This is a genomic window from Allobosea caraganae (assembly GCF_003351345.1).
GTDB classification, from domain to species: domain Bacteria; phylum Pseudomonadota; class Alphaproteobacteria; order Rhizobiales; family Beijerinckiaceae; genus Allobosea; species Allobosea caraganae.
In genome coordinates, this window is record NZ_QQTO01000007.1 from 279,493 (window position 1) to 303,924 (window position 24,432).

The window sequence follows — 24,432 nt, forward strand, 5'->3', positions numbered from 1 at the left end:
CCTCTTGTCGCGCTCCCGGCGCATGGACATGGTCGGGGGCAGCGCATTAAAGCTTACGCAACGTCGGCCTACCTAAGATTGAGGCGGACACAGCGCGCAAGGATGGCCGTGCCGCTCGATTACAATTCCCTGCTCATTGCGATCGGCTTCTCCTCCGCCGGTCTGGCGCTGACCTTCTTCACCAGCTGGCTCGTCGCCAAGACCGAGCGCTTCCTGATGACCTGGTCGGTCGGGTTGGCGCTCATCGTGGTCGCGACGCTGATCTATGCGGCCTTCCTGCAGGACTTCGCGCCGATCCTCGGTGCGACCGGCTTTTCGGTGCTACTGATGGGGCTGGTCGTGGTCATGGCCGCCGGTCGGCAGTTCCGCACCGGGCGCTTGCCGGTGAAGACGATGGCGCTGAGCGCCGCGCTCTCGATCGCGCCGATGGCCGTGCCGATGCTGACGGGATATACCGGCATCGCCTTCATCGCGCTGAATCTCGGTGCGACCGCGATCCTGTTCGCGACGGCCTGGGACTACTGGCTCGGCCGCGCCGAGGCGCGCACGCCGATCCTGCTGCTCGCGGTGCTCTACGCGCTTACCGGCGTGTCCTTTGCGGCCTGCGCCGTCGTCCTGGTCTACGAGCGCCAATGGATCATCCATGAGGCGCCGGTGAATTGGGTCGAGAACCTCAATCTCGCGGTGTCGCTGGCGAGCACGGCCGGCATCGGCGCGCTCTCGCTGGCGCTCAACCAGTCGCGGCTGGCGCGCGGCCACAAGCTCGACGCCGAGACCGACGCCTTGACCGGGCTGTTCAACCGGCGCGCCTTGTTCGGCAAGGTCCCGGTGGATCTCGCTGCCCCGGTTGCTGCGATCGTGTTCGACGTCGACCAGTTCAAGCGCGTCAACGATGTCCACGGGCATCAGGCCGGAGACGAGGTTCTGCGGGTTTTTGGCGAGCTTCTCGCGGCGAATACGCGGCGCGGCGATATCGCTGCGCGGTTGGGCGGTGAGGAGTTCGCGCTGATCCTGCCGGAGACCTCGCTCGACGAGGCGCTGATGATCGCCGAGCGCGTGCGCACGCGCATCAGCAGGCACGGCTTCGCCTCGCCGGCCGGCGCGCTGACCTGCACCGTGAGCGCCGGGGTCGCGGGCTGTGACGTTGGGCGGACCGGCCGCGACGAGTTGCTCCGCGCGGCCGATGCCGCGCTCTACAGTGCCAAGCGGGCAGGCCGAAACCGCGTCGTCAACGCAGCGGCTGATACCGGCCACGATGTCGGACGCGTGGCCTAGCGGGCCGACGTTCCGGCGAGCTGCATCATTGTGCCGCTCGCGCGGCCTCGAACCGAGCTTCGCATGATTGCGTTGCAGGTCTGGGGGCTGAGCCGAGGGAGACGACGATGCAGGACATGCCGGCCTCAAAAGCCTATCGACTGCTCGAAGCCGGGCCGATCGTGCTGGTGACGACCAGCTACAAGGGCAAGCTCAACGTCATGACCATGGGCTTCCACATGGTGGTGCAGCATTCGCCGCCGCTGCTCGGCTGCATCATCGGCCCCTGGGACCACAGCTACAAGGCTCTGCGCGCCAGCGGCGAATGCGTGATCGCGATCCCGACAGTGGATCTCGCCCGCAAGGTCGTCGATATTGGCAATTGCTCGGGCGACCGGATCGACAAGTTCGAGACGTTCAAGCTGACGCCGAAGCCGGCGCAGGCTGTCGCCGCGCCGCTGATCGCCGAATGCCTCGCCAATATCGAGTGCCGCGTCGCCGACGACGCGATGGTCGACAAGTACAACCTCTTCATCCTGGAGGCGGTCAGGATCTGGACCGACCCCGACCGCAAGGAGCGCCGCACCTTGCACCACCGCGGCGACGGCACCTTCGCGGTCGACGGCCGCACCATCGACCTGCGCGAGCGCATGGTGCTGTGGAAGCAGTTCCAGGACTGAGGATCGGACGAGTTCGCGCGACCGGCTCAGCTCGGCCGCCAGAGGAGGAGCCATGCCGACATCCTTGCAGGAACCGATCGCGGCCTATTTCGCTGCCACGAACCGCCATGACGTCGCGGCGATGCTGGCGCTCTTCGCCACGGATGCCGTCGTCCACGACGAGGGGCAGATCATGGCGGGCCACGCCGTGATCCGGACCTGGATCGTGGAGACCATCCGGAAGTACCACGCCAGGGCCAAGGTGACCGACGTCCAGGCCGCCGATGGCAGGACGATCGTCACGTGCGAGGTCTCGGGCAACTTCCCGGGCAGCCCGGCGAGCATCCGCTTCGCTTTTACGCTTGCCGGGGCCGCAATCGCCCGGCTGGAGATCGGCTGACGCCAGTCTCCGTGTTGCTCGACCGGGCGGCCCTGGCCTTGCGCAAAGCCTCTCTGCAAACCCGGTCGAGCGGGCAGATCGTGCAATTTTCGCGGCCCTTGCGGCAAATGCTTTGGCCGAGATGCTTCAGCAGGACATGGAACTCGGCCAACTCGGCCGCGCTCCATCCTGCCAGCGCCGGCATGACGATGGCGTAGGCCGGCAAGGCATCGTCCGTCTTGGCCGATATGAAGCCGCAGTGTCGCAAGATGCGCAGGACATGCGTGTCCAGCACGAAGGCCGGCATCGCCAAGGTGCTGAAATTCAACGTCGAAGCCGCGACTTTGCGCCCGACGCCGGGCAGTTCCTCCAACCAGGCAAGAGCGCGTTCGACCGGCCACTGAGCCAAGAAGCTGAGATCGAAATCGGGATGGCTCTTGCCGATCAATTGTAGTGCCTGCGCGATCTGCTCGGCCTTGCTCTCCGGAAAGGTGACGTCGGCTATCATCGCTTCAACTGCCTTCGCAGGCGCTGCGGCCAATTCCGACCAACCCGGATAGCGAACGAGCAGGCGGTTATAGGCGGCCAGCGAGACCGTATCCCGCGTCCGGCAGCCGAGCATGGATTTGACCATCTGCCCGACCGGGGCGCGCCGTGGAATCCCGGGCAGCGGGCTGGCGGCCTGCCTCAGCCGATCGCGCATCGCCGCAAGCTCTGCTCCGGCACCGAAGTCGAAAGCCTTCTGCATTCCCCATCATATGAACAAATAGAGAACATGGCAACAAGGTGCGCTTATCGCTCTACCGCGCGCAGCCCGCGCAGGCCTCGACGAAGGCCCTGAGCTTCGGCTGGGTGCGGCTCGAATGCGGGAAGCAGATGAACAGGCTGTCGCGCGGCGGCATGAACTCCTCCAGCACCGGCTCGAGCTCGCCATTGGCGATGTCGGGGCCGACCTTCAAGCCGGCCGTATAGATCAGGCCCATGCCCCTGATCGCGAGCGAGCGCAGCAGCCCGGCGTCGTTGACCACGACGGAGCCGGGCGGGTCGACCGTCAGGGCCTGGCCGTTGCGCTCGAACTCCCAGCGATAGACCTCGCTCGTGCCCGGCAGCCGGTAGCGGATGCAGTCATGCGCGGCGATGTCCTCCGGCGCGCGCGGCCGGCCTCGTTGGGCGAAATAGGCGGGAGCGCCCAGCACGGTCCAACTGAATGGTGGCGAGACCCGGACTGCGACCATGTCGCGGTCGATATACTCGCCGATGCGGATGCCGGCATCGTAGCCGCCCTCGACCAGCTCGACCTGTGCGTCGTCGACCACGATCTCGACGCTGATATCGGGATAGGCCTGGCGGAAGGCCGGCAGGATCGGCTCGATCACCTGCGGGAGCGCCATCCGGTGCACCAGCAGGCGCAGCCGGCCCGAGGGCTTCGCGCGCAACAATGTCAGATCGTCGAGCGTGCCGGTGATCGCCTCGGCCGCCGGTCGCAACTGCACGATCAGCTGCTCGCCGGCCTCGGTCAGCGCGATGCGACGGGTGGTGCGGTGGAAGAGCGGCAGGCCGAGCCGCCGCTCCAGCACCTGCAGGGCCTGGCTGATCGCGCCCGGCGTCACGCCGAGCTCGGCCGCCGCGCCGCGGAAGCTGCCGCAGCGCGCGATGGCGAGGAATTCCGACAGGCCGTCGAAAGGGTCGATGCGGGCCATGCTGCGATCAGGTCCCTTGAGCAAATCCGCCTGTCCCTCGGCGCGGCGGGGCCAGCGGGCGCAGGATCGTATAGCGCCTCTATACAACGTATCGAGCAAGCCGGCGGTTATCGCCGGGCGCATGACGGCCTACATCGTCGCGCACGCCGCAGAGACGGCGAGGGGACGCTTCGAGGCTGCAAAGCCGATCTTTTCTGACCCTTTTCCCGCCAGCCGGCGGAATGAGACCCGAAATCATAGCCAGGACGGACCCCGGAGGCAGCGCGTCAGCCTTCGCCGCAGCCCGTCTGCATTCACGAACAGGTGATATCATGCGCTACAGGACCCTTGGCGGCACGGGCCTTCTCGTCTCCGAAATCTGCTTGGGCACCATGACCTTCGGCGGCAGCGAGGGCATGTGGAACGCGATCGGGGCGCTCGACCAGTCGACCGCCGACGGCATCGTCGCCCGCGCGCTCGATGCCGGCGTCAACTTCCTCGATACGGCCGACGTCTATTCGGAGGGGCTGTCGGAGCAGATCACCGGCCGCGCCATGGTCAATTCCGGCCGCAAGCGCTCGGACATCGTGCTTGCGACCAAGGTCTTCGGCAAGGTCGGGCAGGGCGTCAACGATGGCGGCTCCTCGCGCGGCCACATCATGGACGGCGTCAAGGCCAGCCTGAAGCGGCTCGGCACCGACTATATCGACCTCTACCAGATCCACGGCACCGACCCTATCACCCCGATCGAGGAGACGGTGCGCGCGCTCGACGACCTCGTGCGCCAGGGCCATGTCCGCTATGTCGGCGTCTCCAACTGGTCGGCTTGGCGGATCATGAAGGCGCTCGGCATCGCCGACCAGCACGGCTGGACCAGGCTCTCGACCTTGCAGGCCTACTACACTATCGCCGGCCGCGACCTCGAGCGCGAGATCGCGCCGCTGCTGGAGGCTGAGAAGCTCGGCCTGATGGTCTGGAGCCCGCTCGCCGGCGGCTTGCTCTCGGGCAAGTACGACCGGGACGGCAAAGGTCCGGAAGGCGCGCGCCGCGCCTCGTTCGATTTCCCGCCGGTGAACAAGGGCCGGGCCTTCGACTGCATCGACGTCATGCGCGAGATCGGCGCTGCCCGCGGCGTCTCGGTGGCGCGGATCGCGCTCGCCTATGTGCTGGCCAAGCGCTTCGTCATGTCGGTGATCATCGGCGCCAAGACGATCGAGCAGCTCGACGACAACCTCGCCGCCACCGAGATTCAGCTTACCGAGGAGGAGCTGCGCAAGCTCGATGCGGTCAGCGTGCTGCCGGCCGAATATCCCGGCTGGATGCTGGAGCGCCAGGGCGCGACCCGGCCGAAGCTGGGCTGAGCCGCCAATCATGTCGGTGGCCGATACGCCCGTCGCCGCGGCGGACCTGGAAACAGGTCCGTCTTCGGCGCTCATCACCCTGGTCGCGATCTCGACCGGGGCCCTCGTCGCCAATCTCTACTACGCCCAGCCGCTGATCGCCTCGATCGCGCCCGAGATCGGCATCTCGCCCGATCTCGCCGGCAGCGTCGTCAGCGTCACCCAGATCGGCTACGGCGCCGGCCTGTTCCTGCTGGTCTCGCTGGCCGACCTTGTCGAGAACCGTCAGCTGGTGCTGATCATGCTCGGCTTCACCACGCTCGGCCTGATCGGCGCCGCGCTCTCGACGACGGCGGTGCCGTTCTTCCTCGCCTCCTTCCTGATAGGCCTGTGCTCGACCGGGGCGCAGATCCTGATCCCGCTCATCGCTCATCTCGTGCCGGCTAATCGTCGCGGCCGCGTCGTCGGCAACGTCATGGCCGGCGTGCTGACCGGCATCATGCTGGCGCGGCCGGTCGCGCTGTTCATCGCCGCGAGCTTCGGCTGGCGCGCCGTGTTCTGGTGCTCGGCCGTGCTGATGCTCGGCATTGGCACGGCGCTGGTGCGGGTGATGCCGCAGCACAAGCCGCGCGGCGGCATGCATTACGGCCAGATCCTTGCATCGATGGCGGGGCTGCTGCGCGACATGCCGATCCTGCGCCAGCGCGCAGTTTACCAGGCGCTGATGTTCGCCGCCTTCAATCTGTTCTGGACGGCGGCGCCGCTGATGCTGGCCGAGCATTTCGGCCTGAACGAGCACGGCATCGGCCTGTTCGCGCTCGCCGGCGCCGGCGGCGCGCTGGCAGCCCCGATCGCCGGGCGGCTTGCCGATCGCGGCCTGACCAGCGCGCTCACCGCCGGCGCGATGGCGGCGCTGGCGCTCTGCTTCTATGCGACGGGCTGGGCCGCAGCCGCCCTCGCGCTTGCCGTGCTGCTGGTGTTGACGATCGTCATCGACGCGGCCGTGCAGGTGAATCAGGTGGTGAGCCAGCGCCTGATCTTCTCGGGCGCGCCCGAGACGCGCGGCCGGGTCAACGCGCTCTACATGACCATCACCTTCGTCGGCGGCGCGCTCGGCTCGATATTGGGCACCGTGACCTATCATGGGGGCGGCTGGACCGCGACGGCGACGCTCGGCGGGCTGATCGGCCTTCTGGCGCTGGCGCTCTTCGCATTGCAGGCGAGGGCACCGCGCGCCGCGTGATTTCACGAAGACCGCGACCCGAGCAAATCGTGGCCGCTCTTCGTCGGAGCGCTGACGCCGCCTGCCGGCAAGAGGTTCGATCCGAGCGTCTGCCGCGTCGCCTCGAGCGCATGCAACCGAATTGAAAAGGGCCGCCCCGAAGGGCGGCCCTGATTTTACGCATTGCTGCAGTTCAGCCGCGCTGCACGTCGAGCACCTGACCGCGGGCATTGACGTGGACCGTCAGGTTGCCGCCGAAGAAGTTGGTGCCGTCGACCATCCAGACGCCGCCGCGCTCCTGCACGCCCTGGACGTCGCTGATGCCCTGAGCGCGGGCGATGTCCAGCGCGTCGCGCTGGGTGATCAGGCCGCTGCTGGCCACCATGGCGGGCCTGCCGCGGAACTGCGCGAGATAGGCATCGTTCTGGCCCCGGTCCTGCAGGGCGCGCTGGTTGTTGTAGGCGTCGGAGACGATGCTCTCGGCGCTGGATCCGACCTGATCATGGGCCTGGGCCATGGTGGCGGCGCCAGAGATGACGAGCGCACCGGCAATGAGAGCGACTTTGTGGATCAACATGACTTATCTCCTGTGGTTTGCCCCACGGTAGAGAAACACCGGCCGTCGAATGCCGTTCCAACAAATATTCGTGAACGTGAAATCAATAAATGAGCAACGAATCAGCAAAAATACGCCCTAATCTCGGAGTTATGAGTATTAAATATTGGTAATTTTGTAGAAATCGGGCGCTCACGTAAGATCAAATCGGCGCGATTGCTCCTCGGGTGCTCCCGGCAACTGGGGGCGAACAGTGCGCCGTCCGGCCGCTTTCGTGCTAGCATGCGATCTGGCTGTGGCTGTCCGGAACGATGATCGCGTCACGCGGGTTATGGCCATGCCGCTGCGAAACCCCGCTAGGGAGCCGAACATGAACCGGATCATCCTTGCTCTGGCGCTCGTGCTGGCTGCCGATGCCGCGGCAGCGCAATCGCGCCCCTCCACGGTGACGAGACCGTGCGATGCCAACCGGCAGAGCGTCATCGCCAGCGGCGCCATCGTGCTCGGTACTGGCGGTTTTACCTATGATCGCTTCGTCAACGACCGCAGCTTCTGCCAGGTCGACCAATACACCGAGCCGGCCTGGGTGCCGAGCCGCGACACGCCGTCCTGCTTCGTCGGCTACCGCTGCAAGAGCGGCCCCTACATGGACGATTGAGCGGTCGGGCCGAGCCCTGAAAACTGAATCCGGCTCTCATCAATAGGTTGGAGCATGACGTCGTCCGAAAACCGCTTCGCACTTTTCGGCATCATACTCTAGTCGCGCAGCAGGTCGGGAACCTTTTCGCCGGCTTTGCCATACAGCTTCCGCCCCATGGCGCAGGCCGCCGCGGTGTCGAGGGGCGCGATCTCCCTGGCGTATTCTCCGCCCTTGCCGACGACGAAGTCGCTATAGGGTTGCCGCTCGAGATTGATGCCGTGCTGGCGCATCAGGATGCCGAGGATCATGTTGTTCGGCTTGAGTGCCGCGCATTTGTTCGAGAGCGCGACGACCCGCGCGATATGGGTCATGACGTTCTGCTGCGTCTGCGTTTGGGCGAGCGCCGGGCTTGCCAGCGCGAAAGCGATCACGATTGCCAGGCGCATCAGCGACCTCTCTCTCAATCCGAAGAACCGTGCCTCAGCCCGGCTTCACTTGCCGAAGAGCGCCCGCAGGCCGAGCGGGTCGAAATCGAAATAAAGCGCGCCGCTCACGAGGACCCCTGCGACGGCCAGGATAGCGGCATCGGCGATCAGTATCTTGCGCAGCATGGCGGTACGGCCTCCCAGGGAAGGCTACGATCTCTCGCCGGCGCTCGCCCGGCGTCCTCCATTCTGATGAGGCTGAAACTCGTCAGGGAATTGCCTGATCGCCCCGGCCATGGCTGCTTCGGGACGTGAACGGGCGCTGATCGCCGAGAATGGCCGCCGGGCTTCTCAGCTCAGTGCTTCACCACCCTGGCGTCTGGCGCTGGCTTGGGTGCTGCTGCCGGGCCGAGCGGGAAGGCAATCGTGATGAAGCCGATCGTGCCTTGCGGGCGGTTCTCGACATTGACCTCGCGCAGGATCTTCAGGCGCGCCGAGACCGGCGTGCCGGCGACGTCGAACGTATAGCCGACCGTGCCGCCGATGCCCGTGGTGCGGCCCTTGTAGGAGCCGAGCGAGGCGCCGGCACCGCTGTCGCCGCTGACCTGCTGATAATGCGACAGCAGCACGCCGACGGAGAACTCCTTGCTGAAATACTGGCTGATGGCGAGATCGGCGTGAAACGCGTTTCCGCTCTTGTAGTCGGTCGCGTCGTTCTTGCCGTTGATCTCGAAGCCGACCGCCCCGGAAATGTCGAGGCCGATCTTCGGGTCCAGCCAGGTCGCCGCCGCATAGACGTCGCCGATCCAGCGGTTGAGCGCGACATTGGACAATTCGCCATCCTGATACGCCCCGGCCGGGATGTTGACCGAGCCGCCGACCTGCCAATGGAAATTCCCGGCGTGCCAGCCGACGAAACTCGACACCACAGGGTCGCCGATGTTGAAAGTCGCGTCGCGCAGCTTCGCACCGAAGGCGCGGCCGAGCCGGGGCGCGGCTATCAGCGCGCCGGCGCTGATCCGGGGCACGCCAAGCGGCAGGCTGACTGCGAAGCCAAGGTTGCCACCGAATATCTCGACCGGCGTGACCCAGGTCGGCGTCAGGAAATCGATGCGCGCCTGCACTTTGACATTGCCGAGGACGGCGCCGCCGAACTGCGTCTGCGTCGTTGCAGAGAGCCGGCCGGAATAGGTATAAAAGTCGTTCTGGAAATAGAATCCGGGCGGAGGGACGATGCCGGCAAGAGGCCCGCGCAGCCCCGGAACGTATAGGCTCGCGCCGCTTTCCGTTGCCTGCGCGGGAATGCTTGGCAATGCGCCGCAGAATAATGCCGCTGCGCCAACGAGAGCGGCCCGAAGTCGCTTCATGTCTAGCATCCCGACACGTTACCGTAGAGACGCTGAACTGATTTGACATGGGCGTCAAGCTCGCGCTGTCTCCCACCGGAGACCTCGGCCGGTAACAGTCACGGCGCGGCGCTGCGGGGCCGGTAACTGTTACGGCCGCGTCAGGAGGCGCCTTTCGGCAGTATACCAGTGAGAAGCCCGTACATACGTGGACAGGTGCCATGGAGCAGGTGCAGAAGCGCGGACTGGCCCGGCTGATGCTGCGCTGGCCAGCACAGCGCGCGGAACTGCGCCGGAGGTTCGCACAGGATCCCCGTCTGGTGGAATTATGCGAGGCCTATGAGACCGCCTGCGAGGCGGCCGCCTACTGGACCAAATCGCCGGCGCCGGTCGGGCCGGAGCGCGCGGAGGAATACCGGGCGCTCATAACGGCGACAGAGCAAGATATCTTGATCAGGATATCTTAAGGCTGGTCATGGCGCTCCTCTTGCCGCAGCGTTGAAGAGAGCTTGCCCAGCTTTGTCGGCTGATCCATCATGCGAATACTGGCCTATATATCGAGTTTTTAGTCCAAGCTTTGGAGGGCGAAGCGATGGACGACGGAATCTCGGCTCTGCGGCACAAGAACCCGCCGGCTAAAGATATTCTCACCGCGCTCGAAGCGGTCCTGGCTTGCGACACGTTGCGGCTTTCGGAGCGCAACCGCCGCTTTCTGTCGTTCGTCGTGGCCCAGACCGTCTCCGGCAACGGCGAGCGGATAAAGGCCTATTCCATCGGGGTCGATGTCTTCGGCCGCGACGACACCTTCGACCCGACGCTCGATCCGATCGTGCGCATCGAGGCGACGCGGATCAGGTCGGCTCTCACCGCCTACTACGAGCAGAAGGGGGCGGGCGACCGCGTCAGGATCGCAATCCCGCCCGGCAGCTATGTTCCGACATTCTCCTGGGCGCGCCGGGACGCCGGTGCACGGATCAAGCGCCTGCCGATCAGCGAGCGGCAGGTCGTGCGGGCCGAGGCGGCCACGATGATCATCAACGACCGCACCTCTCGGGCGGACCCGGACGTCGCCTCGCGCGGAGAATTGTTTGCCGATGCCCTCGTCGGCCTGCTGCGCAAGGCGCGCTTCAAGGTCCATGTCGTGCCTTCGGCCGAGCACCGGGCGGCGCTCGACGCGATCCATGAGGTCTTTTCCCACCCCAAGGACGCCTATTCACTCGACATCGCCGTTCGCCCCATGGTCGCGCACCGGCGTTATTCCTGGCGGCTGAGCGATCTGCGGAACGGCGAGATTCTCGCAAGCGATTCCCGCGACTACGTCGTTGCCCCCGCGCCTTGCTTCGACCTCATCGACGCTCTCGCCGGGGATGCCGCGGATGCGATCGCGAGCGCCGTTTCCGACCGCTGAGCCCGGCGCGGGGATCGCCGTTCGGCGCGGAATTGACACCTGACCAACGGTAACAGTTACGGCCTTAAGCGGCTCCGGTCTCCGTGCAAGCTTCGGCGGCGCGCTTGAGGTCGGCGTCGTTTCCCCGCGCACGACCCCAGGCGGCGATCCGAAGCCGGGAGTGTTTCATGGAACGCCAGAAATTCTTGGCCGCGGCGGCGCTTGCAGCCGTTCTCGGCCTAGGGGCCGCGCCAGCCGCCGCCCAACCCGCTCCAAACCGTCCGAACATCCTCGTCATCTTCGGCGACGATGTCGGCCAGTCGAACATCAGCGCCTATTCGCATGGGCTCGTCGGCTACAAGACGCCGAACATCGACCGCATCGCCAAGGAAGGCATGATGTTCACCGATTACTATGCGGAGAACAGCTGCACGGCCGGGCGCTCGACTTTCATCACGGGACAGGTCTGCCTGCGCACCGGGCTGTGCAAGGTCGGCATTCCCGGCGCTGCCGTCGGCCTGCAGGATCGCGACGTCACCATCGCCCAGGCACTCAAGCCGCTCGGCTATGCCACCGGGCAGTTCGGCAAGAACCACCTCGGCGACCGCGACGAATACCTGCCGACACGGCACGGCTTCGACGAGTTCTTCGGCAATCTCTACCACCTCAACGCCGAGGAGGAGCCGGAGCGGCCCTACTATCCCAAGAACGACACCACCTTCGTGAAGTCGAACTCGCCGCGCGGCGTTCTCAAGACCTCCGCCGACGGAAAGATCGAGGATACCGGTCCGCTCACGCGCAAGCGGATGGAGACGATCGACGACGAGACGACAGCGGCCGCGATCGACTTCATGCAGCGGCAGGCGCGGGCCAACAAGCCCTTCTACACCTGGATGAACACGACCCGCATGCATGCCTTCACCCATGTGCGCGAGTCGATGAAAGGCGTCAGCGGCATGCCGGGCAACGACTACGCCGACGGCATGATCGAGCATGACGGCGACGTCGGAAAACTGCTGAAGGCGATCGATGATCTCGGCATCGCCAACAACACCATCGTTGTCTACACCACCGACAACGGCCCGAACCAATGGTCCTGGCCGGATGCCGCGACGACCCAGTTCCGCTCGGAGAAGGACACGAACTGGGAGGGCGCCTTCCGCGTGCCGGCGATGATCCGCTGGCCGGGTCGCGTCAAGCCCGGCGAGGTCTCGAACGAGATCATCTCCGGTCTCGACTGGTTCCCGACACTCGTTGCGGCCGCCGGCGATGCCGAGATCAAGGACAAGCTCGCCAAAGGCACGACGCTCGAAGGCAAGCAGGCCAAGGTCCATCTCGACGGCTACAACCAGCTGCCCTACCTTACCGGCCAGCAGCCGAAATCCGCCCGCAACGAATTCTTCTACTTCAACGATGACGGCGAGATGGTCGCCTATCGCTTTAACGACTGGAAGATCGTGTTCTGCGAGCAGCGCCAGCCGGGCGGCTTCCAGGTCTGGGCGAATCCGTTCACCTGCCTGCGCGCGCCGAAGGTCTTCAACCTGCGCATGGATCCGATCGAGCGCGCCGACAGCGTTTCGGACCAGTACTACGACTGGCTCGCGAAGAACGCCTATCTGATCCAGTACGGCGTCTGGAAGGTCGGGCCCTTCCTCCAGACCTTCAAGGAATATCCCCCGAGCCAGCGGCCGGCGAGCTTCAGCGTCGACCAGATGGTCGACGCCCTCATGCGCAACCTCGACCAGGTGAGCAAAGCCAAATAGGCGCTCCGCCGATAACGCACCGGCCACCGCTTCCGCGTGGCCGGCGCTTCCGAACTTGGGGGCGAACATGAGCAGATATCGTAGGATGGCGCCGCCTATCGCTTTGGCGCCGAGCCGTCGGCAGGTCATGGTCGGAGCGGCGGCGACGCTGGCGGCGGGGCCGCTCGGCATTGCATCAGGCTTCGCGCAGGCGCCGTCTCCGCAGGAAGCGCGCGCCATCGCCAAGGAGGCCACGATCTATGGCTTCCCGATGGTCGATACCTACCGCGTCCAGCATTCCTATTTCGTCGATCGCGGCAGTCCTGAGTTCAAAGCGGGCTGGAACGCGCTGGTCAACAACGACCGCGTCTACACGCCCGCGGACAAGGCGATCCAGAGCCCTAACTCAGACACGCCCTATTCCTATGTCGGCGCCGACCTGCGCGCCGAGCCGCTCGTCCTTACCGTGCCGGCGGTCGAGAAGGGGCGTTACTACTCGCTGCAGTTCATCGACATGTACACGTTCAACTTCGCCTATGTCGGCAGCCGCGCGACCGGCAATGGCGCCGGCAGCTACCTGCTCGCCGGGCCGCGCTGGAAGGGCGGAAAGCCGAAGGGCATCAAGGCCGTCATCTCCTGCGAGACGGACTTCGCCTTCGTCCTCTACCGCACCCAGCTCTTCAATCCGGGCGATATCGACAAGGTCAGGGCGATCCAGGCGGGCTATAAGGTCCAGACGCTGTCGCAGTTTCTCGGCCAGCCGGCGCCGGGCGCGCTGCCGGTCGTGAGCTTCGCAAAGCCTCTAACGCCTGAGCGGGAGCGCAGCTCGCTCGAACTCTTCGGCCTGATGAACTTCCTGCTGCAATTCTGCCCGGCGCACCCGTCCGAGCGCGCACTGATGGCGCGGTTCGCGCGGATCGGGATTGGCCCGGGCAAACCCTTCGACCCGAACACGCTTTCCCCCGAGATGCGCAAGGCGCTGGAAGACGGCATGGCCGACGCCTGGGCGGCCTTCAAGGAGTTCAAGGAGACCGAACTCGATACCGGAAAGCGGACCAGTGGCGACAGCTTCGGGACGCGCGCCTATCTGAACGGACGGTATCTCGAACGGATGTCGGGCGCGGTCCTCGGCATCTACGGCAACTCGAAGCAGGAAGCGATCTATCCCGCCTACTTCATCGATAGCGGGAAGCAGCCGCTCTCCGGCGCGAACCGGTACACGCTGCGCTTCGCGCCGGGTCAGCTGCCGCCGGTCAACGCGTTCTGGTCCGTCACCATGTACGAGCTGCCGGCGAGCCTGCTCTATGCCAACGCCATCGACCGCTACCTGATCAACTCGCCGATGCTGCCGGGCCTGACGCGCGATCCCGATGGCGGCATCACGCTCTACCTCCAGAACGACTCGCCGGGGAAAGACCGCGAGGCCAATTGGCTGCCCGCGCCGAGAGGGCCGTTCTTCGTGGCAATGCGGCTCTATTGGCCGAAGCAGCCGGCGCTGAACGGAAAATGGAAGGCGCCGCCGCTGTCGCGGTTGGCTTGATGGAGGAGTTGCCCATGTCCGCGAAAAGTATGATCCCCGTCGCCGTCCTGATGCTCGCGGCCCCCGGCGGCGCATGGGCGCAGGCGCCGGGTGGTGCCGCGGTACCGGTCGGCGTCGGTAACTTCGCCCGGGCCGAATCCGACCTGTACCTGGGCAACATGGTCAAGGACGGCAGCTTCGGTAAGTTCCTGCACCGCCGCGAGCCGGCCTCGCTCGACGACCAGACGGTGATCCGCCTCAACCGCGACACGCTCTATTCGTCCGCCGTGTTCGATCTCGACGCCGGGCCGGTGACGGTCACGCTGCCGAATGCCGGCAAGCGCTTCATGTCGCTGCAGCTGATCAGCGAGGATCACTACGTGCCGATGGTGGCCTATGGCGCGGGCAGCTACGTCATCGACAAGCGGAAGGTCGGCACGCGCTATGTCGCGGTGGCGATCCGCACCCTGGTCGATCCGGCCGATCCGAAGGACGTCCAGCAGGTTCACGCGCTCCAGGATGCGATCAAGGCCAGCCAGAAAAGCGCCGGCCGGTTCGAAGCGCCGAACTGGGATCAGGCCAGCCAGAAGAAGGTCCGCGATGCGCTGATCGTGCTGGGCTCGACGATCCCCGACTTCAGGAAGGCCTTCGGCACGAAGCAGGAGGTCGATCCGATCCGGCACCTGATCGGCTCCGCCTCGGCCTGGGGCGGCAATCCCGACAAGGACGCGACCTATCTCAACATCACGCCACCGAAGAACGACGGAAAGACCATCTACAAGCTCGTCGTCAGGGATGTGCCGGTCAACGGCTTCTGGTCGGTCAGCCTCTACAACGCCGAGGGCTACTACGAGAAGAATCCCTACGACGCGTACACGCTGAACAACCTGACCGCGAAGAAGGGCACTGATGGCTCGGTCGCCATCCAGTTCGGCGGCTGCGACGGCAAGATCGCCAATTGCCTGCCGACCATGCCCGGCTGGAACTACACGGTGCGGCTCTACCGCCCGCGCGCCGAGATACTGAACGGCAAATGGACCTTTCCGCAGCCGCAGCCGGCGCCGTGAGCGTCGCCAGCCAACAGGGGGGAGCAACAGATGTCCAAGCTTCGCGCCGCACTTGCCGCCCTGCTGCTTGCCGGCATGGGCGCCTGGAGCACGGCCGCGTTGGCGCAATCCGATCCGCTGCCGTCCTGGAACGACGGCAAGGCCAAGCAGGCCATCCTGGCCTTCGTCGGGAAGGTGACGCAGGAGGGCGGCGCCGATTTCGTCAGGCCGGAGCAGCGCATCGCCACCTTTGACAATGACGGCACGCTCTGGGCCGAGCAGCCGATCTATTTCCAGGTCCAGTTCGCCTTCGACGAGGTCAAGCGGCTGGTCGCCCAGCGGCCGGAGCTGAAGGGCAAGGAGCCTTATCGCTCGGTTATCGCCCGCGATATCAAAGGTTTGACGGCAGGAGGCGGCAAGGGCCTGCTGCAAGTCATGGCCGCGACCCATGCCGGCATGACCACCGAGGACTTCGCCGGCACCGTCGGCAGCTGGTTGGCCTCGGCCCGGCACCCGACGAAGCAGCGGCCATACACGGAGATGGTCTACCAGCCGCAACTGGAGCTCCTTGCGTACCTGCGCGCCAACGGCTTCAAGACCTTCATCGTCTCCGGCGGTGGCATCGAATTCATGCGCGTCTTCGCCGAGAAGGCCTATGGCATTCCGCCGGAGCAGGTCGTGGGCTCCACCGGCGTGGTGACGTTCCGCCTGGACGCCAACGGCAAGCCGCAACTGTTCAAGGAGGCCAAGGTCGAGTTCGTCGATGACGGCCCGGGCAAGCCGGTCGGCATCAACCGGCTGATCGGCCGGCGCCCGATCCTGGCCTTCGGCAATTCCGACGGCGACCTGCAGATGCTGCAATACACCGCGGCCGGGCAGGGCGCCCGCCTGGCGCTGATCGTGCACCACACCGACGCCGAACGCGAATGGGCCTATGACCGGACCTCGCCGATCGGCAAGCTCGACAAGGCGCTTGACGAGGCGACGGCAAAAGGCTGGACAATCGTCGACATGAAGATGGACTGGAAGACGATCTTCCCTGTGGGGCGCTAGGCATGCTGCCGGACGAACTGGTCAAGCGCTTCCGGGTGACGGATGGCGACGGTTTCAATCTGAAGCGCTTCGACCCCGCCGAGATATGCGGCCTCGACATCAAGAAGGACGAGGCCCGGGGATTGCTGGCGGAGGGCACCAAACGCCTGCGCGATCTGCAGGAGCGTCTCTATGCCGAGCGCCGCTGGTCCGTGCTCATCGTGCTGCAGGCGATCGACACGGCCGGCAAGGACGGCACGATCGAGCACGTCATGTCCGGCATCAACCCGCAGGGCTGCGAGGTCACCTCGTTCAAGGCGCCGAGCTCGCTCGAACTGCGCCATGACTTCCTCTGGCGCACGGCCTGCGCGCTGCCCGAGCGCGGCGAGATCGGCATCTTCAACCGCTCCTATTACGAGGAGGTGCTGGTCGTCCGCGTCCATGAGGAGCTGCTGCAAAAGCAGGGCCTGCCGCCGAAGCTGATCACCAAGGACATCTGGCAGGAGCGCTTCGACAGCATCCGCGACTTCGAGCGCCATCTCAGCCGCAACGGCACGGTGATCCTGAAGTTCTTCCTCAACCTGTCGAAGGACGAGCAGCGCCGGCGCCTCCTCGCGCGCATCGACGAGCCCGACAAGAACTGGAAGTTCGACGCAGGCGACCTCGCCGAGCGCCAGCATTGGGACGCGTATCAGTCCGCCTATCAGGACGCGATCGCCAGCACGGCGACGAAGCAGGCGCCCTGGCACGTCGTCCCGGCCGACAACAAATGGTTCACCCGCCTCGTCGTGGCCGCGACCATCGTCGATTGCCTCGAGCGGCTCGACCCGAAATTCCCGCAGGTGGACGACGAGGCGCGCAAAGTGATGGCGAAGGCGCGCAAGGACCTGCTGGGCGAGGGCGGCGACCGCAAGGGCTAGCAAGGGAGAGGGGACCATGGTGGATGGCGCGGCATTGGACGTTCCTGCCCACACCCGGGGGATGGCTCGCATCTCCGGCGGCACCTTTCGCATGGGCTCCGACAAGCATTATCCCGAGGAGGCGCCGAGCCACGGCGTCAGCGTCGACAGCTTCTGGATCGATGCGACTCCGGTGACGAACCGGCAGTTCCGCGCCTTCGTCGAGGCGACGGGCTATACGACTTTCGCCGAGCTGGCGCCTGATCCGAAGGATTATCCCGGCGCCTTGTCGCATATGCTGCGGGCCGGCTCGCTGATGTTCGACCCGCCCACCCATCCGGTCGACCTGCGCGACTGGTCGCAATGGTGGACGTTCAAGTTTGGCGCGAACTGGCGCAAGCCCTACGGCTCGGGCTCTTCGCTCAAGGGGCTCGACGACCATCCCGTCGTGCACGTCGCCTATCGCGACGCCGAGGCCTATGCGGCCTGGGCGGGAAAGGTGCTGCCGACCGAGGCCGAATGGGAGTTCGCCGCCTGGGGCGGGCGCGAAGGCGCCGAGTTCGCCTGGGGCGATGAGCTGACGCCGGCGGGCCGCCACATGGCCAATATCTGGCAGGGCAACTTCCCCAACGAGAACAGCAAGGCGGACGGCTTCGCGCGGACCTCGCCGGTGGCGGCGTTTCCGGCGAATGGCTACGGCCTCCACGACATGATCGGCAATGTCTGGGAGTGGACCGCAGATTTCTGGTCGACGCGCCATCCCACTGACGCGCCCAAGGCCTGCTGCGTGCCGCAGAACCCGCGCGGCGGGCCGGAAGCCGACAGTTACGACCCGCGCCAGCCGGCGATCCGCATCCCGCGCAAGGTGCTCAAGGGCGGCTCGCATCTTTGCGCGCCGAGCTATTGCCGGCGCTATCGCCCGGCCGCGCGCCACGCCGAGCCGGTCGACACCTCCACGAGCCATGTCGGCTTTCGCTGCGTCGTGCGCGAAGGGTGATCGCATCGACCGGGCGTTCCGCGTCGCCGGCTCGGTAACAGTTACGCGGCTGACTCAGGCGCCGCTTCATTCGAGATTCCCGGGAGGCGACCAACCACGCCTGAGAATCGGGCGATGGACGGCGGAGCGGGACCGAAGCCGCATCCGCGCCGATCCTCGCCGGGAGAATGCGATGAGCACACTCGACGTCTTCGCCTGGATCGTCCTCGCCGTGCTGCTCCTCAGCACGGTCTTCGTGGTCGTCTTCATGGCGATGCTGCCCGGAATGATCGCCAGGAGGCGCAACCACCCCTGGGCCGAGGCCGTCGCGGTCGGCGGCTGGGTGACGTTGTTCCTCGGCTTCGTGCTCTGGCCGGTCGTGCTGGTCTGGGCCTATGTCGACACGCCGCCGCCAGTGCGCCCGCATCCGGCCGACGCGGAGGCGGCCCGGTGATCGTCGTCCTGCTCAACGTCTATCTCGCGCTGCTCTTCATCTTGGTGAAGCTCAGGATCGTCCCCTTCAACCTGTTCTGGAAGGTTTCGCCTGTCCTCGTCCTGCTGCTCCTGCTGGTCGGCCTGTTCATCCCGATGAACTGGGGCGCGCCGCAGGGGCCGGTGCTGGTCGTGCGCAACTCCGTCGCCATCGTGCCCGACGTTGCCGGCGACGTCGTCGACGTCCCGGTCCAGGCGAACCAGCCGCTCAAGGCCGGCGACGTCCTGTTCCGGATCGATCCGGTGCCGTTCCAGTCCCAGGTCGATGCGCTCGCGGCCCAGCTCAAGTTCCAGGAGACCCGGCTCGCCGAGATGAGCCAGCTCCAGAGCCGGGGCACCGGCCGGGCCTTCGATGTCGAGCAGCGCGAGGCCGAGGTCGAGCAGCTCAAGGCGCAGCTCGTCGGCGCGAAGTGGAATCTGGAGAAGACAACCGTTCTCGCGCCGGCCGACGGCTACGTCACCAACGTCGCGCTGCGCAAGGGCGCCCGGGTCACCAACCTGCCGCTCGCGCCGGTCATGGCCTTCATCGACACCGCGGACACGATCGTCGGCGTCGAGATCGACCAGATCGACGCGCGCTATCTCGCGCCGGGGCAACCGGTCGAGCTCACCTTCAAGATGAGCCCGGGCACGGTCCAGACCGGCAAGGTCGAGAGCATCCTGCAGGCCATCGCCGCCGGCCAGGTCCAGACCTCGGGGCTGGCCGTCACGCCGAAGGCGATCCAGGCGGCGCCCTTCGTCGTGCGCGTGCGGCTCGACGACGCGGCCTTCGCCCGATCGCTGCCGGCCGGCAGCGTCGGCTCGGCGGCGATCTTCACAGACCGCGTCACGGCCGCCCATGTCATCCGCAAGGTGCTGCTTCGCCAGATCGCGATCACCAACTACGTCAATCCGTTCTGAGCGACGCCGGCTCCGGCCGCTTCGCACTGCGAGCTCCCGGATGTCCCGGGACCTCGCCGGTGGACGCCGACATGGCTGAGAGAACGGCGAGGGCCGAGGCTGGCCGCTACCGCTTCGCGCTGCTCGCGTAGCGCGCCTTGGTCGCCTCGTTCATCGGATAGAGGCCGGGAAGTGCCTCGCCGCGCCCGACTTCTTCCATGATCCAGGCCTCCATGCGCTCCTGCTCCGGCGCCTCGGCCAGGATCTGGTCGAGATAGGCGGCGGGGATCAGGACCGCGCCGTCCTGGTCGCAGACCACGACATCGTCCGGGAAGACGGCGACGCCGCCGCAGCCGACCGGCTCCTGCCAGCCGACGAAGGTCAGCCCCGCCACCGAGGGCGGCGCCGAGATGCCGTCGCACCAGACGTTGAGGCCGGTGTCGAGCACGCCGGCGACGTCGCGCACCACCCCGTCGGTGACGAGGGCGGCGACGTTGCGCTTGGCCATGCGGGCGCAGAGGATGTCGCCGAAGATGCCGGCATCGGTGACGCCCATGGCGTCGACCACGGCGACGCAGCCCTCCGGCATCGCCTCGATGGCGGCGCGCGTCGAGATCGGCGAGGCCCAGGAGGCCGGGGTCGCGAGGTCCTCGCGCGCCGGGACGAAGCGCAGCGTGAAGGCCGGGCCGACGATGCGCGGCTGGCCGGGCCTGAGCGGCTTCGTGCCCCTCATCCAGACGTTGCGCAGTCCCTTCTTGAGCAGGACGGTGGTCAGCGTGGCCGTCGAGACCGCCTGCAATGTCCGGATAGCCGCTTGATCGAGAGCCATGGTGGTTTCCTCAGATGCTTTGGATGAGGCCGCCGTCCACGCGGACGATCGAGCCTGTGACGTAGGAGGCCTTCGCGCTCGCGAGGAACGCGACGACATCGGCATATTCCTGCGGGTCGCCATAGCGGCCGGCCGGGATGGTGCTGGTGCTCTCGGCCGAGACCGCTTCAGCGCTGCGCCCCTCGCGCTTCGCCTTCTGCTCGTCGAGGAAGGTGATGCGCTTGGTCGCGATCCGGCCGGGCACGATGACGTTGCAGGTGATGCCGTCGCGGGCGACCTCGCGGGCCAGCGTCTTCGACCAGCCGACGAGGCTGGCGCGCAGCGCGTTGGAGACTCCGAGATTGGCGATCGGCGCGACGACGCCCGAGGAGGCCGAGGTGACGACGCGGCCCCAGCGCCGGGCGCGCATGCCGGGCAGGACGCGATCGGTGATCGCGATCACCGAAAGCACCATCGCCCGGAAGCTGCTCTCCCAGAGGGCCGGCTCCTGGCCGGCGGCCGGCGTCGGCGGCGGCCCGCCGGTATTGTTGACGAGGATGTCGACCCCGCCCCATCTCGCCTCGATCCCGGCGATGTGGCCGTCGATCGCCGAGAGGTCGGCGAGGTCCCAGGCCAGCGCCTCGGCCTTGCCGCCGGCAGCCTGGATCGCCGCGACCGTGTCCTGCGCCGCCTGCAGGTTGATGTCGGCGGCGACGACCGCGACGCCCTCCTGCGCTAGGCTGCGCGCGATCGCGCCGCCAAGGCCGCCGCCTGCGCCGAAGACCAGCGCCGTCTTGCCATCGATACCGAAATCCATCGGCCAGTCCTTGTGTCCGTGACGAAACGCGCGGGAGAGAAGGCTCTCCCGCGTCAGGTCGGCGTGTTGAATTCCTTGATCAGCCCGTCCTTGGGCGAGAGGCCCGTGCCAGGCTTGGTCGAGACGTGCAGGAAGCCGTCGACGGGCTGCGGCACCTCTTCGAAGATGGCGTTGTAGGCCATCCATTTGTGGAAATGGTACTCGACCAGCGTGCCGTTCATCAGGCCGGCCTGCAGCGCGACATTATGCGGCCCGGCGCCGTTGCCATGGCTGATCGGCTTGTTGAAGGCCTTTGCCATGCCGGCGATGCGGACGCCGGCAGTATAGCCGCCATCGTTGTTGACGTTGGGCTGGACGATGTCGACGGCGCCGGCGATCAGCTGGTCCCGGATCGAGTATTTGGCGTTCTCGGCGATCGCCATCGGGATGCTGGTCTTGGCCTTGAGCTCGAGCATCAGCCGCGGGTCGTTGTCGAGCAGCGGCTCCTCGAAGAAGGCGATGTCGAGCTCGCGGCACATCTCGCAGAGCCGGATTGCCTGGACCGCGGTCATGCGGGCATTGCCGTCCATGGCGAGCTTGACGTTCGGGCCGATCGCGTCGCGCATCGCCTTCATGCGGATGTAGTCGTCGTCGGGATCGGGCACGGTCTGCCGTCCCACCGTGTTCTTGAGGTGGTTGTTGCCGAGCGCGACGAGATGGGCAGACTCCGCCGCGAGCTCCTCGACGCTGTAGACCGGCGCCCCGCCATAGGCGGCGCCATGGGTGATGTAGACCGGGATCTTGTCGAAGGCGCCGCCGAGCAGATGGTGCACCGAGCGGCCGCAGGCCTTGCCCTTGATGTCCCAGAGCGCGATGTCGATCGTCGCTAGCGCGCTGACGAGCGAGCGGCCGAGGTCGCGATGGGTGAAGATGAACTGCTTCCAGAGCTTGTAGGCGATGCGCTCGGTCAGCACCGGGTCTTCGCCGATGATCACCGGCTGGATGTAGCGGTTGATGAAGTTGACGATGATCGGATGCGCGTAGCCGCCCATCGCCCAGCCGACGACCCCGTCATCGGTCTCGATCTCGACCATGATAGCCTGCTCGACATTCGGCAGCTTGCGGAAGGGCGGCGGCGTGATCGGGATGTTGGTGAGGTGATAGGCCTGGACGCGTGCGATCTTCATGGGCGTAGCTTCCGGTGGTGCAGGGATGTGGCCTGGCGCGGCGTGCTGGGCGGGGACATCAGCCGCTCCACGACAGGTGGCTGAAGAAGTCGCGGGTGCGCTGCTCGCGCGGCTGCTCGAAGACCTGCTTGGGCACGCCTTCCTCGACCACGCGGCCCTTGTCGAAGACGACGACCCAGCTGCCGACGCGGCGGGCGAAGGTCATCTCGTGCGTGACGACGATCATCGTCATGCCCTCCTCGGCGAGGCGCTTCATGACGTTGAGGACTTCGCCGACCGTCTCGGGATCGAGCGCCGAGGTCGGCTCGTCGAAGAGCATGACCTCCGGCTCCATCGCCAGCGCGCGGGCAATGGCGACGCGCTGCTGCTGGCCGCCGGATAGTTCGCTCGGATAGCTCGCGGCCTTGTCGGCCAGGCCGACCTTGACGAGCAGGGCCTGCGCCTTCTCCTCGGCCTCGGCCTTGGCCGTCCCGAGCACCGTCCTCGGCCCGATCGCGACGTTCTCGAGCGCCGACTTGTGCGGGAACAGCTCGAAATTCTGGAAGACCATGCCCATGCGCCGGCGCACCGGGGCGGCGAGCGCGGGTGTCGGCAGCGTCTGGCCCTCGAAGACGATGCGGCCGCCCTCGATCGCCTCCAGCGCGTTGGTGCAGCGCAGGAGCGTCGACTTGCCCGAGCCGGACGGCCCGATCAGGCAGACGACCTCGCCCTGGTGGACCCGGGCCGAGACGCCGTTCAGCGCGACGAAGCCGCCATAGCGCTTGACCACCTCCTCGTAGAGGATGACCGGAGGCCGATCGGCGCCGACGCGGCCAGAGTTCGCGGCATCGGTCATTCCTTCACTCCGTAGCGCTTCTGCAGCCAGTCGACGAACTTCGCTTGGGGAAAGCCGAGGGCCCAGTAAATGACGGCGAGCGCCGTCAGGACTTCGAGGATTCGGTAGGTCTGCGAGCGGATCTGCATCGCGTTGTAGGCGAGGTCGCCGACCGCGATGACCGAGACCAGCGAGGTGTTCTTGAACAGCGAGACCCAGTTATTGGCGATGGCCGGGACGACGCGGGAGACGGCCTGAGGCAGGACGATCTTCAGGAAGGTCTGGCTGCGCGTCATGCCGAGCGCGAGGCCGGCATTCCACTGCCCCTGCCTGATCGAGCCCACGCCGGCCCGGAAGGCCTCGGCGTTGTAGGCTGTGACCGAGAGCGCCAGCGCCAGCAGACCGGTGGTGAAGGGCGGGATGTCGATCGCGGCGACGATCGGCAGGACGTAGAAGGTCCAGTAGACCAGCAGGATCGCCGGGACGTTGCGGAAGAACTCGACATAGGCCGCGCCCAGCCAGGACACCGGCGCGATCGGCGAACGCCGCATCAGCATGACCAGCACGCCGCCGGGCAGCGCGATGGCCATCGTCAGCACGGAGAGCAGGATGGTGGTGCCGACGCCGCTCAGCAGGGCGCCGCGATATTGCCAGATGACGCTCCAGTCGTAGGTCATGACCGCCCCAGGTGAGCAAGGCGGCGGTAGATCCGGTCGACGCCGCGGGCCACGGGGAACATCAGCAGAAAGTAGACGACCAGCGCCACCGTATAGACCTCCAACGGCCTCAGGGATTGCGAGGAGACGACCTCCGAGGAGCGCATGAATTCCGGCACCGCGATCACCGCCGAGACCGCGGTCTCCTTGATCGTCATGGTGACGATCGAGGCGTAGGGCGGCAGCATCCTGATCGCAGCCTGGGGCAGGATGACCTGGCGGATCGCCTGGCTGGTGGTCATTCCCAGCGCCAGCGCCGCCCGCATCTGGCCGGCGCGCACCGACTCGATGCCGCCGCGCACGATCTCCGAGACATAGGACCCGACATGCACGGTCAGCGCCGCAAAGGCCGCGGCCAAAGGCGGCAGCGTGACGCCGAACGCGAGCGGGAAGGCGAAGAAGGTCCAGATCAGCACGACGAGGACCGGGACCGCGCGCATCGAGTCGACATAGAAGGTCAGCGCAAGCCTGAGCCAGCGCGGCCCGTAGACCCGCCCGACGCCGACGAGCACGCCCAGCACGGTCGAGGAGACGATCACCGCTGCCGAGAGCCCCAGCGTCACCGAGAGGCCGAGGGCCAGGAAGCGCCAACTTTCGACAAGCGGCGAGAAATCGAATTCGAGCACCGGAACCTCGCCC

Annotated in this window: 27 protein-coding genes; 16 read left to right on the forward strand and 11 right to left on the reverse strand. The window is 66.5% G+C overall.

Annotated elements, in window-relative coordinates; all coding sequences use genetic code 11:
• Positions 1 to 108 precede the first annotated feature (108 nt).
• From DWF00_RS04010 to DWF00_RS04020, 3 genes are all read left to right on the forward strand, one after another.
• Positions 109 to 1,275, forward strand: a complete 1,167-nt coding sequence (locus tag DWF00_RS04010) for a GGDEF domain-containing protein (protein WP_114830169.1) — start codon at positions 109 to 111, stop codon at positions 1,273 to 1,275.
• Positions 1,276 to 1,382: 107 nt separating this feature from the next.
• On the forward strand, positions 1,383 to 1,934 hold the full coding sequence (locus tag DWF00_RS04015; RefSeq protein ID WP_114830110.1) for a flavin reductase family protein: 552 nt from the start codon (positions 1,383 to 1,385) through the stop codon (positions 1,932 to 1,934).
• Positions 1,935 to 1,986: 52 nt separating this feature from the next.
• Positions 1,987 to 2,313, forward strand: a complete 327-nt coding sequence (locus DWF00_RS04020) for a nuclear transport factor 2 family protein (RefSeq protein ID WP_114830111.1) — start codon at positions 1,987 to 1,989, stop codon at positions 2,311 to 2,313.
• On the opposite strand, the gene DWF00_RS04025 is transcribed toward DWF00_RS04020, so the two are convergent.
• Positions 2,270 to 3,040, reverse strand: a complete 771-nt coding sequence (locus DWF00_RS04025) for an endonuclease III domain-containing protein (RefSeq protein WP_114830112.1) — start codon at positions 3,038 to 3,040, stop codon at positions 2,270 to 2,272. The two genes, DWF00_RS04020 and DWF00_RS04025, sit on opposite strands and share 44 nt — an antisense overlap.
• A gap of 52 nt (positions 3,041 to 3,092) precedes the next feature.
• On the reverse strand, positions 3,093 to 3,992 hold the full coding sequence (locus tag DWF00_RS04030) for a LysR family transcriptional regulator (protein WP_114830113.1): 900 nt from the start codon (positions 3,990 to 3,992) through the stop codon (positions 3,093 to 3,095).
• A 311-nt stretch (positions 3,993 to 4,303) separates the two neighbouring features.
• Between DWF00_RS04030 and DWF00_RS04035 the strand changes: the two genes are divergently transcribed.
• Both DWF00_RS04035 and DWF00_RS04040 read left to right on the forward strand, forming a co-directional pair.
• Complete coding sequence (locus tag DWF00_RS04035) at positions 4,304 to 5,332, forward strand: aldo/keto reductase (RefSeq protein ID WP_114830114.1); 1,029 nt, start codon at positions 4,304 to 4,306, stop codon at positions 5,330 to 5,332.
• A 10-nt stretch (positions 5,333 to 5,342) separates the two neighbouring features.
• Positions 5,343 to 6,554, forward strand: coding sequence for an MFS transporter (locus DWF00_RS04040; RefSeq protein ID WP_114830115.1), 1,212 nt, complete (start codon positions 5,343 to 5,345; stop codon positions 6,552 to 6,554).
• 172 nt (positions 6,555 to 6,726) lie between these two features.
• Here the strand turns inward: DWF00_RS04040 and DWF00_RS04045 are convergent, their stop codons facing one another.
• Positions 6,727 to 7,110 carry a hypothetical protein gene (locus DWF00_RS04045; protein WP_114830116.1) on the reverse strand — a complete coding sequence of 128 codons (384 nt, stop codon included), beginning with the start codon at positions 7,108 to 7,110 and terminating at the stop codon, positions 6,727 to 6,729.
• Positions 7,111 to 7,459: 349 nt separating this feature from the next.
• On the opposite strand from DWF00_RS04045, the gene DWF00_RS04050 reads away from it, so the two are divergent.
• The gene (locus DWF00_RS04050; RefSeq protein WP_114830117.1) at positions 7,460 to 7,747 is read left to right on the forward strand and encodes a hypothetical protein; all 288 of its coding nucleotides are present in this window, start codon (positions 7,460 to 7,462) and stop codon (positions 7,745 to 7,747) included.
• Positions 7,748 to 7,845: 98 nt separating this feature from the next.
• On the opposite strand, the gene DWF00_RS04055 is transcribed toward DWF00_RS04050, so the two are convergent.
• Complete coding sequence (locus DWF00_RS04055; RefSeq protein WP_114830118.1) at positions 7,846 to 8,175, reverse strand: hypothetical protein; 330 nt, start codon at positions 8,173 to 8,175, stop codon at positions 7,846 to 7,848.
• A 335-nt stretch (positions 8,176 to 8,510) separates the two neighbouring features.
• On the reverse strand, positions 8,511 to 9,521 hold the full coding sequence (locus DWF00_RS04060) for a SphA family protein (RefSeq protein WP_114830119.1): 1,011 nt from the start codon (positions 9,519 to 9,521) through the stop codon (positions 8,511 to 8,513).
• A 200-nt stretch (positions 9,522 to 9,721) separates the two neighbouring features.
• On the opposite strand from DWF00_RS04060, the gene DWF00_RS04065 reads away from it, so the two are divergent.
• The 10 genes from DWF00_RS04065 (at position 9,722) to DWF00_RS04110 (ending at position 19,493) form a co-directional block, all read left to right on the forward strand.
• Positions 9,722 to 9,967 (forward strand): hypothetical protein, encoded by a 246-nt coding sequence (locus DWF00_RS04065; protein WP_114830120.1) that lies wholly within the window; start codon positions 9,722 to 9,724, stop codon positions 9,965 to 9,967.
• A gap of 125 nt (positions 9,968 to 10,092) precedes the next feature.
• Entirely contained in the window at positions 10,093 to 10,908 is an 816-nt protein-coding gene (locus tag DWF00_RS04070; RefSeq protein WP_114830121.1) for a hypothetical protein, read from the forward strand.
• 167 nt (positions 10,909 to 11,075) lie between these two features.
• The gene (locus DWF00_RS04075) at positions 11,076 to 12,650 is read left to right on the forward strand and encodes an arylsulfatase (protein WP_114830122.1); all 1,575 of its coding nucleotides are present in this window, start codon (positions 11,076 to 11,078) and stop codon (positions 12,648 to 12,650) included.
• 85 nt (positions 12,651 to 12,735) lie between these two features.
• Positions 12,736 to 14,169 (forward strand): DUF1254 domain-containing protein, encoded by a 1,434-nt coding sequence (locus tag DWF00_RS04080; RefSeq protein WP_114830123.1) that lies wholly within the window; start codon positions 12,736 to 12,738, stop codon positions 14,167 to 14,169.
• A gap of 14 nt (positions 14,170 to 14,183) precedes the next feature.
• Complete coding sequence (locus DWF00_RS04085) at positions 14,184 to 15,215, forward strand: DUF1254 domain-containing protein (protein ID WP_114830170.1); 1,032 nt, start codon at positions 14,184 to 14,186, stop codon at positions 15,213 to 15,215.
• Between the two features lie 30 nt (positions 15,216 to 15,245).
• Positions 15,246 to 16,247, forward strand: coding sequence for an HAD family hydrolase (locus tag DWF00_RS04090; protein WP_114830124.1), 1,002 nt, complete (start codon positions 15,246 to 15,248; stop codon positions 16,245 to 16,247).
• A 2-nt stretch (positions 16,248 to 16,249) separates the two neighbouring features.
• The gene (locus DWF00_RS04095; RefSeq protein WP_114830125.1) at positions 16,250 to 17,146 is read left to right on the forward strand and encodes a polyphosphate kinase 2 family protein; all 897 of its coding nucleotides are present in this window, start codon (positions 16,250 to 16,252) and stop codon (positions 17,144 to 17,146) included.
• A 61-nt stretch (positions 17,147 to 17,207) separates the two neighbouring features.
• Positions 17,208 to 18,122 (forward strand): formylglycine-generating enzyme family protein, encoded by a 915-nt coding sequence (locus tag DWF00_RS04100; RefSeq protein WP_342769078.1) that lies wholly within the window; start codon positions 17,208 to 17,210, stop codon positions 18,120 to 18,122.
• Positions 18,123 to 18,294: 172 nt separating this feature from the next.
• The gene (locus tag DWF00_RS04105; protein WP_114830127.1) at positions 18,295 to 18,555 is read left to right on the forward strand and encodes a DUF3302 domain-containing protein; all 261 of its coding nucleotides are present in this window, start codon (positions 18,295 to 18,297) and stop codon (positions 18,553 to 18,555) included.
• Positions 18,552 to 19,493: an HlyD family secretion protein gene (locus DWF00_RS04110; RefSeq protein WP_114830128.1), complete on the forward strand. Its 942-nt coding sequence runs from the start codon at positions 18,552 to 18,554 to the stop codon at positions 19,491 to 19,493. The genes DWF00_RS04105 and DWF00_RS04110 overlap by 4 nt, the downstream gene beginning before the upstream one ends.
• A gap of 106 nt (positions 19,494 to 19,599) precedes the next feature.
• Here DWF00_RS04110 and DWF00_RS04115 read toward each other — a convergent pair whose 3' ends face one another.
• From DWF00_RS04115 to DWF00_RS04140, 6 genes are read right to left on the reverse strand one after another with little or no spacing between them, the layout of a single operon-like run.
• Complete coding sequence (locus DWF00_RS04115) at positions 19,600 to 20,301, reverse strand: ribonuclease activity regulator RraA (RefSeq protein WP_114830129.1); 702 nt, start codon at positions 20,299 to 20,301, stop codon at positions 19,600 to 19,602.
• Positions 20,302 to 20,311: 10 nt separating this feature from the next.
• Complete coding sequence (locus DWF00_RS04120; RefSeq protein WP_114830130.1) at positions 20,312 to 21,097, reverse strand: SDR family oxidoreductase; 786 nt, start codon at positions 21,095 to 21,097, stop codon at positions 20,312 to 20,314.
• Between the two features lie 53 nt (positions 21,098 to 21,150).
• Complete coding sequence (locus tag DWF00_RS04125; protein ID WP_114830131.1) at positions 21,151 to 22,263, reverse strand: mandelate racemase/muconate lactonizing enzyme family protein; 1,113 nt, start codon at positions 22,261 to 22,263, stop codon at positions 21,151 to 21,153.
• A 58-nt stretch (positions 22,264 to 22,321) separates the two neighbouring features.
• On the reverse strand, positions 22,322 to 23,098 hold the full coding sequence (locus DWF00_RS04130) for an amino acid ABC transporter ATP-binding protein (RefSeq protein ID WP_114830132.1): 777 nt from the start codon (positions 23,096 to 23,098) through the stop codon (positions 22,322 to 22,324).
• On the reverse strand, positions 23,095 to 23,754 hold the full coding sequence (locus DWF00_RS04135; protein ID WP_114830133.1) for an amino acid ABC transporter permease: 660 nt from the start codon (positions 23,752 to 23,754) through the stop codon (positions 23,095 to 23,097). Before DWF00_RS04135 ends, DWF00_RS04130 begins: the two co-directional genes overlap by 4 nt.
• Complete coding sequence (locus tag DWF00_RS04140) at positions 23,751 to 24,419, reverse strand: amino acid ABC transporter permease (protein WP_114830134.1); 669 nt, start codon at positions 24,417 to 24,419, stop codon at positions 23,751 to 23,753. Before DWF00_RS04140 ends, DWF00_RS04135 begins: the two co-directional genes overlap by 4 nt.
• Between the last annotated feature and the right edge of the window lie 13 nt (positions 24,420 to 24,432).